General features: G+C 59.6%; 12 protein-coding genes. 5 read left to right on the top strand and 7 right to left on the bottom strand.

Annotated elements, in window-relative coordinates:
• Positions 1–15: 15 nt before the first annotated feature.
• Positions 16–384: a GntR family transcriptional regulator gene (locus HMPREF1287_RS11165; RefSeq protein ID WP_023016844.1), complete on the top strand. Its 369-nt coding sequence runs from the start codon at positions 16–18 to the stop codon at positions 382–384.
• Positions 381–1,505, top strand: a complete 1,125-nt coding sequence (locus HMPREF1287_RS11160; protein ID WP_023016843.1) for a DUF1648 domain-containing protein — start codon at positions 381–383, stop codon at positions 1,503–1,505. Before HMPREF1287_RS11165 ends, HMPREF1287_RS11160 begins: the two co-directional genes overlap by 4 nt.
• Here HMPREF1287_RS11160 and HMPREF1287_RS11155 read toward each other — a convergent pair.
• Positions 1,502–2,788 (bottom strand): thymidine phosphorylase, encoded by a 1,287-nt coding sequence (locus HMPREF1287_RS11155; protein ID WP_023016842.1) that lies wholly within the window; start codon positions 2,786–2,788, stop codon positions 1,502–1,504. The genes HMPREF1287_RS11160 and HMPREF1287_RS11155 overlap by 4 nt on opposite strands.
• A 201-nt stretch (positions 2,789–2,989) precedes the next feature.
• Here HMPREF1287_RS11155 and HMPREF1287_RS11150 point away from each other — a divergent pair, with 201 nt between their 5' ends.
• Both HMPREF1287_RS11150 and HMPREF1287_RS11145 read left to right on the top strand, forming a co-directional pair.
• Positions 2,990–3,430, top strand: a complete 441-nt coding sequence (locus HMPREF1287_RS11150) for a cytidine deaminase (RefSeq protein WP_023016841.1) — start codon at positions 2,990–2,992, stop codon at positions 3,428–3,430.
• A gap of 34 nt (positions 3,431–3,464) precedes the next feature.
• Positions 3,465–4,685, top strand: a complete 1,221-nt coding sequence (locus tag HMPREF1287_RS11145) for a NupC/NupG family nucleoside CNT transporter (RefSeq protein WP_023016840.1) — start codon at positions 3,465–3,467, stop codon at positions 4,683–4,685.
• A gap of 94 nt (positions 4,686–4,779) precedes the next feature.
• Here the strand turns inward: HMPREF1287_RS11145 and HMPREF1287_RS11140 are convergent, their stop codons facing one another.
• The 4 genes from HMPREF1287_RS11140 to prpD all read right to left on the bottom strand — a co-directional run bounded on the left by HMPREF1287_RS11140 (position 4,780) and on the right by prpD (position 12,236).
• Positions 4,780–8,211: a pyruvate carboxylase gene (locus HMPREF1287_RS11140; protein ID WP_034653467.1), complete on the bottom strand. Its 3,432-nt coding sequence runs from the start codon at positions 8,209–8,211 to the stop codon at positions 4,780–4,782.
• A gap of 407 nt (positions 8,212–8,618) precedes the next feature.
• Positions 8,619–9,779 (bottom strand): bifunctional 2-methylcitrate synthase/citrate synthase, encoded by a 1,161-nt coding sequence (locus tag HMPREF1287_RS11135; RefSeq protein ID WP_023016837.1) that lies wholly within the window; start codon positions 9,777–9,779, stop codon positions 8,619–8,621.
• 13 nt (positions 9,780–9,792) lie between these two features.
• The gene (gene prpB, locus HMPREF1287_RS11130; RefSeq protein WP_023016836.1) at positions 9,793–10,725 is read right to left on the bottom strand and encodes a methylisocitrate lyase; all 933 of its coding nucleotides are present in this window, start codon (positions 10,723–10,725) and stop codon (positions 9,793–9,795) included.
• Positions 10,725–12,236 (bottom strand): 2-methylcitrate dehydratase PrpD, encoded by a 1,512-nt coding sequence (gene prpD / locus HMPREF1287_RS11125; RefSeq protein ID WP_005277360.1) that lies wholly within the window; start codon positions 12,234–12,236, stop codon positions 10,725–10,727. The genes prpB and prpD overlap by 1 nt, the downstream gene beginning before the upstream one ends.
• 165 nt (positions 12,237–12,401) lie before the next feature.
• Here prpD and HMPREF1287_RS11120 point away from each other — a divergent pair, with 165 nt between their 5' ends.
• On the top strand, positions 12,402–13,715 hold the full coding sequence (locus HMPREF1287_RS11120; RefSeq protein WP_023016835.1) for a short-chain fatty acyl-CoA regulator family protein: 1,314 nt from the start codon (positions 12,402–12,404) through the stop codon (positions 13,713–13,715).
• A gap of 9 nt (positions 13,716–13,724) precedes the next feature.
• Here the strand turns inward: HMPREF1287_RS11120 and HMPREF1287_RS11115 are convergent, their stop codons facing one another.
• Complete coding sequence (locus HMPREF1287_RS11115) at positions 13,725–15,152, bottom strand: NAD(P)H-quinone dehydrogenase (RefSeq protein ID WP_005281545.1); 1,428 nt, start codon at positions 15,150–15,152, stop codon at positions 13,725–13,727.
• 70 nt (positions 15,153–15,222) lie between these two features.
• Positions 15,223–16,413: a M20 family metallopeptidase gene (locus HMPREF1287_RS11110; RefSeq protein WP_023016834.1), complete on the bottom strand. Its 1,191-nt coding sequence runs from the start codon at positions 16,411–16,413 to the stop codon at positions 15,223–15,225.
• Positions 16,414–16,425 lie beyond the last annotated feature (12 nt).

Raw genomic sequence — 16,425 nt, 5'->3', positions numbered from 1 at the left:
CGGAGGAGGTAGCTCATGCTCATCACACTCAACCCCGACGTGGATGTGCCGGTCTTCCAGCAGATTCACGATGAAATCGTGCTGGCCATCGCCCGCGGGCAGCTTTTTGCCGGCGACAAGCTCGATCCCGTGCGCCAGGTCGCCGCGGATATTGGTATCAACCCGGCCACCGTAAAACACGCCTACGACTTGCTCGTTGCTGATGGCCTCGTCGAAACCGCGGGTCGCTCCGGATCGATCGTCCGGCCCGGCGCGCACACCGCGGCGCAAGAACAGCAGGTTCGGCAACGCCTGCGCCGCGTGGCAACCCTCGCCCGCGCCCAGGGCTTTTCCACTGAGGAGCTCCACAGCTATCTCGATTCCACACTGAAGGAGCTTGCATGATTCTTACCGTCCTCATGGCCGCCACCACGTTGACAATAACGTGGATAATGACCACAATCCCGGCCCTTACGGCGCAAGGGGCCCCGCTCGGCGTCCGCGTTCCTAAGAGTCATCTTTCTGATCCGGTTGTGGTCGGCGCCATTTCTGGTTTTAAAACCCGGACGTGGATAGTGGGCATCGCCGCAACGGTTATTTCGCTTTTCTACGTTAACCACTCGTGGGTGGCGGCCCTGTCTTCCCTGCTGGTCGTCTTCGGTAGCATGTGGGCTTACCTCTCCCAGCGCCGCTACATCATCGCGGCCAAGAAGGAGGGCGGCTGGTTCGACGGGGTAGAAACCGCCGTCAGTGCCCGAGTAGCAGGGCGGGACGCTGACGCTGTGCAGGATATTGATGTACCAACCCCGTCTTTTCCCTGGCTAACCATGCTAGGTTCCTTGCTTGCCATCATCGCTGGCGCACTCATCGTCGCCGCCAATTGGTCCACTATCCCCAATCCCGTGCCGGTGCACTGGGATGGTTCTATGGAGCCCGATAGTTGGAGCGAAAAGTCTATAGGCAGCGTCTTTTTCCTCACGTTTATTGCACTGGGGGTGTGGCTGCTTTTCGCAGCCATCTGCTGGTTTATCCAATACGCCGCGGTACGCCCGCGCTCGGAGCGCTCCATCAAGGCGCGGCTGCGCAATCAAGCAAATCTAGCAGCCTCCAATGAAGCGATGGGCATTTTGCTGCTTCTCATGTCCCTCGGGCTGTCCTTTATGCAGATCACCGGCCCGCTACCGGGCTATCAGGACTTAGTAGGACTCTCCATTATCACTATGCTTGTGATGACCATTGGTGGCTCCATTGCCATCGTGGCGATGATCCTTCGCGCCCAATCGCGGCTCGAGGATCAGCTGCGCGGAGTGAAATTTCCCGATGACAACAAGGAATCCCCCGATAATGACGAGCATTATAAGTGGGGGATCCTGTATTACAACCCCGATGACCCAGCGGTGCTGGTGGAAAGGCGCCTAGGCGTCGGAATTTCCTTCAACTACGCCACGTGGCAGGCGAAGGTCTTTCTCGTCGTCATGGCGCTCATCATCATCGGATCGATTGCGCTTCCGTTCATCCTGAATTAGCTAATGCGGTCCAGGATGATCTGGCGCTCTTTATCCAGCGGGGCATCCGTAATCTTGAAGCCCTGCTGCAAGGTCTCCAGGGAGCGTTCGAAGCGTTCTGGGGTCTCCGTATGCAGGGTGAAAAGCTTCTGGCCCTTGGATACTTTCTCACCCTTTACCGCGTGCAATTCAATGCCTGCGGTTGCCTGGACTGGGTCTTCCTTCCGCGCGCGGCCAGCGCCCAGGCGCCAAGAGCTTATACCTACGGACAGGGCATCGAGTTCAGTCAAGTAACCATCGGATTCAGCAATGACATCATGGGTATGCGTAGCCTGAGGAAGCTGGGCATCTGGGTCTCCGCCCTGTGCCTTAATCATTTGCTTCCATTTGTCCATGGCGCGGCCATCCTTGAGCGCCTTTTCCACGTCGGCATCGTGCACGCCCGCTGCTTCCAGCATCTCGCGCGCGAGCGCTAGGGTCAGCTCGACGACATCGCTTGGCCCGCCGCCAGCCAGAACCTCGACAGATTCTTCGACCTCGAGCGCGTTGCCCACTTTTCGGCCCAACGGGGTGGACATATCCGTCAATAGTGCCGTGGTGGCCGTACCGGCGTCGTTACCCAAGTCCACCATGGTCTGCGCCAACTCGCGGGCCAAGGTCTTATCCTTCATAAAGGCACCGGAACCCACCTTGACATCGAGCACCAAAGACGAGGTACCCTCCGCAATCTTCTTCGACATGATGGAAGAAGCGATAAGTGGAATGGCCTCAACGGTGGAGGTGATATCGCGCAAGGCATAGATCTTCTTATCCGCAGGTGCCAGCCCTGAACCTGCCGCACAGATGATGCAGCCCGGATCCTCCAGGATATCCATCAAACGCTTATTGGAAATATCCGCCTGCCAGCCCGGGATGGACTCCAGCTTGTCTAGTGTGCCGCCGGTGTGGCCCAACCCGCGACCAGAAAGCTGCGGTACCGCCACGCCAAAGGCGGCCACGAGGGGTGCAAGCGGCAGCGTGATCTTATCGCCGACGCCACCGGTGGAGTGCTTGTCCGCAGTCTTCTTGGACAAGGAGTCAAAGCTCATCGTCTCACCGGAGGCAATCATTGCCTTGGTCCACTGCGAGATTTCCTCGCGGTTCATGCCGTTGAGGAAGATAGCCATGTTGAGTGCAGCCATCTGCTCATCGCCCACCACCCCGCGCGTATAGGCATCAATGACCCAGTCGATTTCCTCCGGGCTAAACACCCCCTTGTCGCGCTTGGTGCGAATAACATCTACCGCATCGAATTTCTCGGCCACGACGACTCCTCCTGTAATGATCTGGAAACCGAAGCGCACAAGCACATATTGTGATTTACTGCACTATATATAGCGGTTGTACACTTCACCACGTCCAATTATCATTCCCTATAGAACAGATGTCAACGAGAATTTTTCTTTTTGTTCTAATAGAGAATTAATACACTCTCTTCACCCCGTAGAAAGAAAGTCCATACCGCAATGAACGCTACCCCGGATGCGCCTTTTACCGATGCCGAATTGCTCAGCCTCGCAGAAAAGGCAGCCCACCACGCCTGGGCACCCTATTCCTCTTTCCCAGTCGGTGCGGCTTTGCTGCTTGCCGATGGCCGCATTGTCACCGGCTGCAATGTCGAAAACGCCTCCAGCCCGCTGGGCATTTGCGCCGAACGCAACGCCGCTGCACACATGGTCACCACCGCAGACGTAACGGCCACCGATGGCCACTTGCCCAGTATTCCGCAGATTAAAGCGGTTGCCATTGTCGGCTTAAAGTCCGCGCCTTGCTACCCTTGCGGGGCCTGCCGCCAAGTCCTGCGGGAGTTTAACTGCGAGCGCGTCATCGTCTCCGTCGATGGAAAGCCCCGCAGCCATGACTTTGCCGAAATCCTCCCCCATTCCTTTGGCCCAGAGTCACTCTAACTAAAAAGTCCCTTCAAAGAACGGTCAGAAAAATATGGAACGTCTACAAGGATTGCTCGGCATCATTGCCATTCTTGCAGTGATCTACGTCCTGTCGAGCTCGCGTAAAAATATCAAGTGGCGCACCATTGGCGTGGGCCTTGTCCTGCAGGTGGTCTTCTGTTTCTTGGTCCTCGCGTGGGAACCTGGATTCAAAGCCCTCAAGGGCATCGCCAATGGGCTGACAAAGCTCACGGAATTTACCAACGAGGGCACCCAATTCGTCTTCGGTGGACTCTTCGGTGACGACTTTGTCTTTGCCCTCAATGTGCTGCCCGTGATCATCTTCTTGGGTGCTATCATCGCCGCCCTGTACTACCTTAGGGTTATCCAGTACTTCGTGGAATACGTCGGCTCCGCCATCAAATGGCTCATGGGTACCTCCAAGGTGGAATCGGTCTGGGCCACCACCGTGATCTTCCTCGGGCAATCCGAGGCCCCACTGGGGATTAAACCCTACCTTCCCAAGCTCACCCGATCCGAGCTTTATACCTGTATGGTCGGCGGCTTTGCCTCCGTGGCCGGATCCACGTTGATCGGCTATTCGCTCTTGGGCGCGCCCCTGGAGTACTTGCTCGCCGCATCGCTCATGAATGCGCCGGGCTCCCTGCTCGTCGCCAAGGGCCTTATGCCAGAGACGGAAGAAACAAACCTCGACGCCACCGTTAAAGACGTCCGCGATACCGAATCTAAAAACATCATTGACGCCATCAGTAGCGGTGCCATGGCCGGCGGTAAGATCGCCATCTCGGTTGCCTGCTTGCTCATCGCCTTCATCGCCTCGATCGTGATGCTCTCTGCCATCCTCGGCGGCATTGGTTCCCTCTTCGGCCAAGATAACTGGTCGCTGGAAGGCCTCTTCGGCATCATCTTCGCCCCAGTGGCCTGGCTTATCGGTACGCCTTGGAACGAGGCCCTCGAGGTGGGTAACTTCATCGGCCAAAAGACCATCCTCAACGAGTTCGTTGGCTACACCGCATTCGGTGAAAGCGTCGATGAGCTCAGCGATAAGGCCGTCTTGATCTCCTCCTTCGCCCTCGCTGGCTTCGCCAACCTGTCCTCCATCGGCATCCAGATTGGCTCCATCGGTGGCCTCATCCCTGAGCGCCGCGGTGAAGTAGCCAAGCTTGGCCCGCGCGCACTCTTCGGTGGCTTCCTTACCAATATGCTCAATGCCGCTATCGTCGGCGTCATCGTTGCACCAATGGTTCTCTAACCCGCCGCGCTACACTTACGGCATAGAAATCCCCTCCTAGCTGGATATTCATCCAAGCAGGGAGGGGATTTACGTGCCTGCGCTAGTTAGCGCGCTATTTGATCACGGCGATGAGATCGCCGCCTTCCACCTTGGTGGCCTGGCCAATGGCCACGCGGTCCACCACGCCATCCTTGGTGGCGGAAATGGAAGCTTCCATCTTCATGGCCTCGATGACCGCGATTTGGTCGCCGGCCTTGACCTCGTCGCCTGCCTCTGCCGTGGGGTTCACCACGCCGGCGAACGGGGCCGCTACATGGCCGTCATTGGACGGGTCCGCCTTTTCCACCGTGGCCACGGTGGACTCGGCGTTTTCATCGCGCACCTTCATCGGGCGGATTTGGCCGTTGACGTTGAGCACAACATTGCGCATGCCCTTCTCATCTGGCTCACCCACCGCGTCGAGGCGGACCACGATCTGCTTAAGGTTGGAGCGATCGGTGGAGTTTTCTGGGAAGAAATGCACCACCTTTTCTTCGCCTTCGGTCAGACCGTAGAAGAAGGTCGTATCCGTCAGCGCCTCGGTATTGCCAAACTTGCGGCGGAACTCATTGAATTCCTCAAACTGCTTAGGAAAGAGCAAGCGGTTCAGGCTGGCGCGACGCTCATCCGAGTCATCCGAGTCCAAGTGCGGCTGTTCCTCAGCCGGGACATCGTTAATCTGCGCACCGGTTTCGGTTCGGCCATCAAGGACCTTATCGCGCAGCTCAGGCCAGCCACCCGGAGGGGTGCCTAGCTGGCCGCGGAGGAATTGGTCCACGGAATCCGGGATATCGTACTTCGTAGGGTTGGCCGCGAAGTCTTCCGGAGCAACGCCAGTGCCCACGAGGTGGAGTGCCAAGTCACCCACCACCTTGGAAGATGGGGTGACCTTGGTAGGCCGGCCCAGCATCTCGTTGACGGCGGCATAGTTATCCTCGATGACCTCGAAGCGATCCGCCAGGCCCAATGCGACGGCCTGCGCGCGCAGGTTCGACAGCTGACCACCCGGAATCTCGTGCTTGTACACGCGGCCGGTCGGGCCAGGAATGCCGTTTTCAAACGGAGCATAGAGCTGGCGCACGGCTTCCCAGTACGGCTCCAAGTCCGAGACCGCTTGCAGGTCGATTCCGGTATCGCGCTTGGAGTTGGAGAAGGCGGCGATGAGCGCGGAAAGCGATGGCTGCGACGTGGTGCCAGCCAGCGGTGCCGAGGCACCGTCGACGATATCGGCGCCAGCCCGCGCCGCCGCGAAATAGGTAGCAATCTGGCCACCGGCGGTATCGTGCGTGTGAACGTGAACCGGCAGGTCGAATTCCTTGCGCAACGCGGTCACTAGGGTCGCTGCGGCCTCTGGGCGCAGGAGGCCGGCCATGTCCTTGACGGCCAGGATGTGCGCGCCGGATTCTACGATCTGCTCGGCGAGCTTCAAGTAGTAATCCAAGGTGTAGAGGTCTTCCTTCGGCGAAGAAAGGTCACCGGAATACGCCATGGCAACCTCGGCCACGGTGGTATTGGTCTCGAGCACGGCATCGATGGCGGGGCGCATCTGGGAGACATCATTGAGCGCATCGAAAATGCGGAAGACATCCACGCCGGACTTGGCCGCTTCCTGCACGAAAGAGCGGCAGACCGAATCTGGGTACGGGGTATAGCCCACGGTATTGCGCCCGCGCAGAAGCATCTGGATGTTCTGGTTCGGCATGGCCTCGCGCAGCAGGTCCAGACGCACCCAGGGATCCTCGTGGAGGAAGCGCATGGCGACGTCATAAGTCGCACCGCCCCACGCCTCCACGGAGAAGAGGCCTGGGGTCAGGCGCGCCACGGCTTCTGCCGCAGAGACCAAGGCCGTGCTGCGCACGCGGGTAGCAAGCAAGGACTGGTGGGCATCGCGGAACGTCGTATCCGTAACCATCAAGGAATCCTTGGCGCGAATCTGTTCCGCGTACTTCTGCGGCCCGAGCTCCAAGAGGTCATCGCGGGAACCGCGCGGGAGCGGCTCTTCCGCATTAAACTTCGGCAGCTTATCAAATGGGCGCAGCGCGGTGGGGCGGTCACCATTGGGCTTATTCACGGTGACATCCGCGATGTATTCCAGGATACGGCCGGACTCATCCACCGCCGGTGGGGCCTTGAGCAGATCTGGGTGTTCGGTGATGAATCCGGTATCGACGCGGGTATTGACGAAGTCAGACTCATTGAGCAATGCGCGCAGGAAGCCGATATTGGTGGCCACGCCGGATACGTGGAACTCGTTTAACGCGCGGCGGGCTCGGTGAACAGCCTGCTCGAAGGTGGTGCCGCGGCAGGTCATCTTCACCAAGAGGGAGTCGAAGTTGGGCGAGACTTCAGCACCCACGGAGGTCGCACCATCCAAGCGCACGCCAGCGCCGCCCGGCGAGCGGTACGCTGTCAACGTACCCGTATCTGGGCGGAAGCCGTTATTCGGATCTTCGGTAGTAATGCGGCACTGCAGGGCAGAGCCGGTAATGGTGATATTTTCTTGCGACAGGTTGATGTCTTCCAAGGAAGCGCCGGCGGCGATATTCATCTGCGCCTTGACGATGTCCACACCGGTAACCTCCTCAGTCACGGTGTGCTCCACCTGCACGCGGGGGTTCATCTCAATGAAGACGTGGTTGCCGCGCTCGTCCACAAGGAATTCCACCGTGCCGGCGCCCTCATAGTTGATGTGCTCGCAGAAGTTCACGGCATCCTGGCAGATGCGTTCGCGCAGTTCCGGATCCAGCGACGGCGCGGGAGCGATTTCTACGACCTTCTGGTGGCGGCGCTGCACGGAGCAATCGCGCTCAAAGAGGTGGATGACATTGCCCTGGGAATCCGCGAGCACCTGCACCTCAATGTGCTGCGGATTAATTACCGCGGTCTCGAGGTACACGCTGCCATCGCCAAAGGCCGCCTCGGCCTCGCGCGAGGCTTCTGCCGCCCGTTCGCGCAGCTCAGATTCCGATTCCACGTAGCGCATACCGCGGCCGCCACCGCCAGAGACGGCCTTAACAAAGACCGGGAAGCTGAAGTCACTAGCGTCTGCCACTAGCTTATCGATGTCCGTGGTCGGCTCCGAGTCCTGCAGCGTCGGCAGCCCTGCTTCCTTCGCGGCGTTAACCGCAGCGGATTTATCACCGGTGAGATCCAGCGTGCCTGGGGTGGGGCCAATGAATTTAATGCCATTGTCCTCGCAGGCACGGGCCAAATCGGCGCGCTCTGACAAGAAACCGTAACCCGGATAGATCGCGTCCGCTTCAGACTTCTTGGCAGCGCGGATGATTTCCTCGATATCGAGGTACGCCTTGACGGGCTGTCCCTCGTTACCAATGCGCACTGCTTCATCCGCAAAGGCGCGGTGGAAGGAGTTGCGATCTTCACGAGGATAGACGGCGACGGTCTTCGCCCCCGTTTCAAAGGCAGCGCGGAAAGCACGCACGGCGATTTCACCGCGGTTGGCTACCAAAATCTTGTCGAACGATGGAAGGGCGGAATTGGCCACTTGGGTGTTCCTTTCAACTTGGAAGACGCTGCGTTGCAACATCCCCACTGGGGTGATCCGTCTCTCAGTTTAGAGATAACAATAGTTTTTATCATCCCTTTTCTACAACAGGATTTTCTACACTCACCTGCAACTTAAACCCCGCATGTGTAATTTCTGCCAGCCAACCAGTAATAACAGTCCTAACAATTCTGCAAATTCTGCAAATTTCCAGGCGGCAAATTTTTCGCAGGCTGAGCCGCTCCATGCGCATCCTCCTATGCAATACCTGAGGCGAAACTGCAGCATCCTTGAGCGCGGATTGCTCCGTTATCGCACGGAAGACACACAAATGCTCCCCACGCCAAGCACGGGGAGCATATACGGTCCGCCAGCCGAGGGACGCAAACGCGCGGGTAACCGAGCGCTTAGAAGGACTTCGGTGGAACGGAGCGCTGGTCTTCACCGACGTAGGCGGACAGCGGGCGAATCAGCGAGTTGTTCTCGTTTTGTTCCACGATGTGCGCGGTCCAGCCGGTGATGCGGGCCATGACGAAGATCGGGGTAAAGAACTGAATGTCGAACCCGAGGATGTGGTAGGCAGGGCCGGCCGGGAAGTCCAAGTTCGGCTTGATCTTGATCGAGGTGTTTTCTTCCATGGTCTTGGCCATGATGTCGTACATCTCGATCCACTTGGTCTGGTCGTGCTGCTCGGCCAGCTCCTTGAATGCGGCTTCCATGGTGGGAACGCGGGAGTCGCCGTTCTTGTACACGCGGTGCCCAAAGCCCATGACCAGGTCCTTATTGGCCAGCTTGTTCTTGGTCCACTCCTCTACCTTGGCAGGATCGTCCACCTCGAGGAAGTTCTTCATAACTGCCTCGTTGGCACCACCGTGCAAAGGTCCCTTGAGAGCGCCGATGGCGGCGACGATGGCGGAGTAGGTATCAGACATCGTGGAGGTAACCACGCGTGCCGAGAAGGTGGAGGCATTGAAGGAGTGCTCGGCATAAAGGATGAGGGACTTATCAAAGGCCTCGATATCGGCGCGGTTGACCGCTGGGGAGCCTTCTTCATCGCCGAAAACCATCCACAGGAAGTTTTCGGCAAAGCCCTTCTTGCGGGACGGCTCGATGTAGCCCTCACCGCGGCGGCGACGGATATCGAGCGCGATGATGGTGGGGATCTTCGCCATGAGTTCGAGCGCGGTACGGCGCACGTGCTCGGAGTCCTTGGTGTATTCCTCCGCGTCCTGGGCACCGATGAAGGAAATGGCTGTGCGGAGTACATCCATGGGATGGCAGCTTTGCGGCATGGACATGATCAAGTCAATGAGGTGGCGGTCCAGGTGACGCAATGCCTTCTCACGCGCGGAGAAGCGGATGAGGGATTCTTGCCCCGGCAGCTTGCCATTCCACAAGAGGTAAGCGACCTCTTCGAAGGAGCAGTAGCGGGCCAGTTCTTGGACCGGGTAGCCGCGGTAGGTCAAAGAGTTGGTCTCTGGAACGACCTTGGAAATGGCGGTTTCATCGACAACGACACCGTAAAGGCCCTTGCGGATTTCTGGGGTTTCGTTTTTCTTATCGGACATGGTCACTGGCTCCTTAGCTTTCAAAAGTGGGTTGGTAGCTGTCTTTGGAATAGGTGAATACGGACTGGTCAAACTCGTTGTATTCCTGGTAGCGGACCAGTTCGTACAGGCGGGAGCGGTGCTGCATGCGCTCTAACCACTCGGTCTGGATGCCGGTATCTTGCAAGTCGCGCAGGAATTCTTCGGTAGCGCCCATGGCCACGCGGAAGCTGGAAACCGGCCAGATCACGGCGTTGTATCCCAGACCATCGAGGGTCTGTGCTGATTGCAGCTCGGTTTTGCCAAACTCCGTCATATTCGCCAAAAGCGGCATATCTACGGCGGCGCGGAACTTTTCAAAGTCTGCGGGGGAATACAGCGCCTCGGTGAAGATGAGGTCCGCGCCGGCTTCGGCATAGGCCTTAGCGCGGTCGATGGCGTCATCGATGCCATTGACACCGGCGGCATCGGTACGCGCGCAGATGATGAAATTAGGATCGCGGCGCTCGTTGACGGCCGCGCTGATGCGGCGGACCATGACTTCCTTGTCCACCACTTCCTTGCCGTCGAGGTGCCCGCAGCGCTTCGGGTTGACCTGATCCTCCAGGTGGCAGCCGGCCAGCCCGGCATCTTCGAGGGCGGCGACGGTGCGGGCGGCGGACATAGGTTCGCCGAAGCCGGTATCGGCATCGACAAGCACGGGCAAGTCCGTAGCGCGCGCAATCTGCCCGGCGCGCTGGGCTACCTCGGTCAAGGTGGTCAGGCCGATATCGGGCAGGCCCAAATCATTGGCCAGCACCGCGCCGGATACGTAGACGCCGTCGAAGCCGCCGATGTCCTGGATAAGGCGGGCGGTCAGCGGGTTAAACGCGCCCGGCAGCGTGGTGATCGATCCGGATTCGATGGATTTGCGGAAATTCGCGCGCTTTTCTGCGTTGCTGATTGTAGAACCAAATAGTCCAGCCATTAGAAGATTCCCTCCGGTTTCTCGGGCGCGGTGGCAAGGTGCTCATCGCTGACCCGCACGTTGAGTTCGGTTAGATCGGTGAGGTTTTCTAGGTCTTGCACGGCGGTGAGGAAGCGCTCTTGCTCGGCCTCGTCGACGACGCCATCGGCAAGCTTTTTGAACTTGGCAATGTACTGCTCGCGGGCGAAGGGGCGGGCGCCCAGCGGGTGGGCGTCAGCTACGGCGCGCTCGTCTTCGATGACGGTGCCGTCCTTGAAGGTGATAACGGCCTTGCCGCCGAAGGCTTTTTCCTCAAGGTCGTTGGAGTGATAGCGGCGCGTCCACTCGGGATCCTCGACGGTGGAGATCTTCTGCCACAGCTCGATGGTCTCCGGGCGGTTGGAGCGCTCAGGGGAATAGGAAGTTTCGTGGTCCCAGACGCCATCTTCTAGCGCGACCGCGAAGATGTACATCACGGAGTGGTCCAGGGTTTCGCGGGAGGCAGAAGGATCCATCTTCTGCGGATCGTTCGCGCCGGTGCCGATGACGTAATGGGTGTGATGGGAGGTGTGCAGCACGATGGACTCGATATCCGCCGTCTTCAGGCCCTTGTCCTCCAGCGTCTTTTTCAGCGCGAAGGCCATATCGATGGGCGCCTGCGCCTGGTATTCCGCGGAGTGTTCCTTGGTGTAGGTATCCAGGATGGCGGTCTTGGCCTCACCGTTTTCTGGCAGGGGCACGGTGTAGGTGCGCTCTGGTGAATGCAGCATCCAGGCGATGAACCCGTCCTCGCCCTCCCAGATCGGTGCCGGGGCACCCTCGCCGCGCATGGTGCGGTCGACGGCCTCGATGGCCATCTTGCCCGCGAAGGCCGGCGCGTAGGCCTTCCACGAAGAAATCAGGCCCTTGCGGGACTGGCGGGTTGCCGTGGTGGTGTGCAGCGCCTGGCCGACGGCCTGGTAAATCGTGTCCCTATCCAGGCCCAACATGGTGCCAAGCCCTGCGGCTACCGATGGCCCCAAGTGCGCCACGTGGTCGATCTTGTGCTCGTGCAGGCACATGCCTTTGACCAGGTTGACCTGGATTTCATAGCCGGTCGCAATGCCGCGGATAAGGTCGCGGCCGCTCAGACCCTTGTGCTGCGCTGCGGCAAGAAGCGGTGGAATATTGTCGCCGGGGTGGGAATACTCGGCGGCAAGGAAGGTATCGTGGTAGTCCAACTCGCGGACCGCGGTGCCATTGGCCAGTGCGGCCCACTCCGCGGAATAGGTGCCATCGATGCCAAAGATGGTGGAACCACCCTTGTCCACGGGGTGGGCTTCTGCCATAACTCGCGCGGATGTGACGGGGCCACGGGCAACGGAGGCCATAGCTACGGCGGCGTTATCGATGATGCGGTTGATGATCATCTCGGTGGTTTCTTCCGGGACCTCTACGGGGTCCGCAGCCACCTCGGCCACCTTGTACGCCAAGTGCTCCTCGTAGGGGAAGTCCTCGGCGGATTTATGAGTGCGTACCTCATGGTTTTTCACTGGTTGCGTCCTCCTTCATCAAGAATGCGTTGCACATCACAGTATATGCTTGCATGTGGTACACGCTATAGGTAATGTTTGTGAAAATTAGCGGACTTCTTTTGTGAAATTTGCAAAACTTGTGATTTTCACAGCGCAGGGGCCTTTAAGGAAGGACGGGGACGCATGACCAAGCACTACGCGGGGGCACGGATTCACGCTTTGCGCAAGCAGCGCGGGCTCACCCAGGTGGCGATGGCGAAGAAGTTGGGGTTATCCACGAGCTACCTCAACCAGCTAGAAAACGACCAGCGCCCGCTGACCGTCACCGTGTTAATGCAGCTAGCCCAGCGCTTTACCGTGGATCCCAGCTACTTCGCCGAAGACCGCGATATCCATACGATTACCGAGCTCCGCCACATCTTCCCCGATGCCTCTGAAGAAACGCTCTCGGATCTCGCCTCTCGCTTTCCCGAGTTGATGCCGCGGTTTGTTGATGTTGCTTCCCGCGCGCCCGCCGCGGACCCCTCCCCCTTTGAAGTGGTGCGGGACTTCTTTTATGACGCGCATAATTACATCCACGAGCTCGACGTGCTCGCAGAAGAACTCGCCGGACAATTGGGCGATCGCGTCCTGCGCCGCGGCCGGCTCGCCTCCCGCATGCATGAGGATCTGGGGGTTACGGTGCGCTTTTCCCGGCCTGGACCTCGGCGCAGCTTCGACCCAGATACGCGCGAACTCTCGCTGCGCGATGGGCTATCTGAGGCGCAATTGGTCTTTGAAATGGCCCTGCAATACTGCTTACTTGCCTACGGCGATATCTGTGACAACCTCGTATCTGAACTGCCCGAAGGCGAATCCCAAGACTTAGCAACCCTAGGCCTTGCGCAGTATTTCGCGGCGGCTGTCACCATGCCCTACCAGCGCTTTCTCACGATGGCAGAAGATACCCGCTACGATATCGACTTGCTATGCAACTACTTTGGAACCGGGTTTGAAACAACCGCGCAGCGCCTTGCCACGCTCCAGCGCCCAGGGCTTAAGGGCGTGCCGTTTTCCTTCATCCGCACTGACCGTGCGGGCAATATTTCCAAGCGGCAGTCCTCTACCGCCTTTCACTTCGCGCGCTCTGGTGGATCCTGCCCCCTGTGGGTAGTCCACCGCGCCTTTGAAACCCCGAACCGCATTACCCGGCAGGTCGCCGCCATGCCGGATGGCCACGCCTACCTGTGGATCGGGCGTTTCGTGCAGGGAACCGCCAAGTCGTGGGGCACCCCGCGCAAGGAATTCGCGGTGGGCCTAGGCTGCGATATCACTCAGGCCGATCGCATCGTCTATGCCGATGCCCTGAACCTGGACAGTTCCGCCGCCACCCCGATTGGCCCAGGCTGTACGGCCTGCCCCCGCGAATTCTGTCCACAGCGCGCCCTGCCGGAGGCAGATAGGCCGATCAAAATCGAGCTTAACCGCACTGCGGAGCATGCTTACTCCACGTTCTAGGAACGAGGTTTACTCCAGGTCATCATGGGCCACCAAGCGGCGGGCGGCCTCGGTGATGGTGCCAGATAGCGATGGGTAGACCGCAAAGGAATCGGCCAGCTGGTTCACCGTGAGCTGGTTGGTCACTGCCATAGCGATGGGCAGGATGAGCTCGGAGGCGGTCGGCGCGACGATGACGCCACCGATCACGCGGCCGGACGTTGCGCGGCAGAATAGCTTGACAAAACCGTGCTGCAGCGAGCGCATCTTCGCACGCGGGTTGGTATTCAGCGGCATGGTAATGGCGCGGGCGGCGACCTCACCGGCCTCGATCTCAGCCTGGGTAAAGCCGACCGCGGCGATCTCCGGGCGGGTAAAGACCGCGTTAGCCACGGTCTTCAGGCGCAGCGGCGAGACGCCTTCACCAAGCGCGTGGTACATCGCCACACGGCCCTGCATCGCGGCCACGGAGGCAAGCGGGAAAAGATCGGAGCAGTCACCGGCTGCGTAAATGCCGGCAATATTGGTGCGCGAGACGCGGTCTACCTGGATGTGACCAGACTTCGCGGTTTCCACGCCCACGTTTTCCAGCTTCAGATCCTTGGTATTCGGGACAGAACCAATGGACATGATGACGTGCGAGCCGTGAATCTCGCGCCCGTCCTGCGTGGTGACCAGCACGTTACCGTCCTCGGTGCGGTTAACGGTTTCCACGCGGCAGTTCTTTTCCAGCTCCACGCCGCGCTCGCTCAGCACGGTTTCGAGGACGTCGGCGGCATCGGCATCATCATGCGGCAAGATGCGATCGCGCGAGGCCACCATCGTAACTTTGACGCCCAGCTCAGCGAAGGCGGAGACAAACTCGGCACCGGTGACACCGGAACCCACCACAATGAGGTGCTCCGGCAGCTCGGTAAGGTTATATACCTGCTGCCAGGTCAGGATGCGCTCGCCATCCGGCTGGGCGCCGGGCAAAATGCGTGGGGTGGCGCCGGTAGCCACCAAGACGAGGTCCGCATCCAGCGTCTCCTCGTGTCCATCCTCATTGAAGACCGCGGTGACCTTGTGCCCACCAAAGGCATCGGCCTGCTGATCCTCCGGGAAGTGCGCGCGGCCATCGATAACGCGGGCGCCCAGGGAATCCATGGTATTGCGGATATCACCGGATTGCTTAGCCGCCAAGTCCTGCACGCGCTGGTTCAGCGCACTGATGGAAAGCTGCGCCTTGCCGATGCCCTCGTTCAGCTCCATGTCATCCGCGCGGCGCAAGTCCGTTTTAATATTGGCGCCGGCGATGAAGGACTTGGAGGGAACACAGTCCAAGACCACGCTATTGCCGCCCATGCCTTGGTCTTCGATGATGGTGATTTCCGCGCCGTACTTGGCGCCAGCCAGCGCTGCCTCGTAGCCCGCCGGGCCACCGCCGATGATGACAATTCGCTTGGTCTGGTTCAACACGCAATTGCTCCTTTATAGGCTCCACTTTTAAAGTCGCCTACGAGTCTAACCCGTAGGTAACCCCAGCGCGTTAGTCCGCCTGCGCATTCTCCCCCATAAATTGCTCGACCACGGCCCCGAAAAGCTTAATGCCCACACCAATTGCCCGCTCATCCACGATGAGGTCACCCATGTGCAGATCGTGCTGCTCCCCCTCCCCGGACCAGCAACCAAGGCGCGCCATGGAACCGGGCACCTTTTCCAAATACCAGGAAAAGTCCTCGCCGCCGGAAGACTGCGGGGCCTGGACCACGGCTTGCGGGTCGATGGACTGTGCGGCAGAAGCAAGCATGGCGGTAGCGACGTCATCGTTAAGCACCGGCGGCACGCCGCGGTTATAGGACAATTCGTGTTCTACCCCCACCGGCGCAAGGATCTGATCCACCAGCTCCGCGAAGAGTTCCTGCATCTGGCGCCAGATGGTGATATCCGCGGTGCGCATCGTGCCGGTCAGCATGCCGGTTTCCGGGATTGCGTTAGGGGCATAGCCGGAATTGACCTGGCCAAAGACCAAAACCGTGCCGGTGCGCGGATCAACGCGGCGAGACAGCAGCGCCGGCAGCTCCGTAATAACCTTGCCCAGCGCATAGACCACATCCGCGGATAGGTGTGGGCGCGAGGTATGCCCGCCCGGGCCCTTGATCTTGAGCTCCACCACGTCCGTTGCCGAGGTAATAGCCCCGGCACGGATGCCAATGCGCCCCACGCGCAGCTTCGGCTCGGCGTGGATGGCGAAGATGGAATGCACGCCTTCTAACGCGCCCCAAGAAATAACGTCGGTGGCCCCGCCGACCCACACTTCCTCCGCCGGCTGGAAGATGATGCGAATGCCCAGCTCCAGCTCATTAACCCGCTGAAAATCCGCCAGCGCGCAAGCCAGGCCGAGCGCCACGGTGGTGTGCACATCGTGGCCGCACGCGTGCATGGTCCCCGGCTTCTCAGAGGTAAACTCCAGCCCAGTTACCTCGGTAATGGGCAGGGCATCGATATCGGCGCGGAAGGCCAAGCGGCCAAGCTCTGTATCCGGGCCGATATCCACCATGAGGCCGGTGTGCGGGAAGCGCTGCGGCTCAAGCCCGTAATCCGCAAGGATATTCGCGATGTAATTGGTGGTTTCCACCTCTTGGTTCGCCGTTTCCGGATTGCGGTGGATATGGCGCCGCCACGCAATGACCTCCGCACGGTGAGCATCGAACCACTCGTTAATAAACTCCGAGATCACGCGCACGCCTCC

The sequence above is a fragment of the Corynebacterium sp. KPL1986 genome, from assembly GCF_000477975.1.
GTDB classification, from domain to species: domain Bacteria; phylum Actinomycetota; class Actinomycetes; order Mycobacteriales; family Mycobacteriaceae; genus Corynebacterium; species Corynebacterium accolens.
The sequence above is the reverse complement of the archived record's forward strand: the minus strand, read 5'-3'. Positions and strand labels throughout refer to the sequence as shown.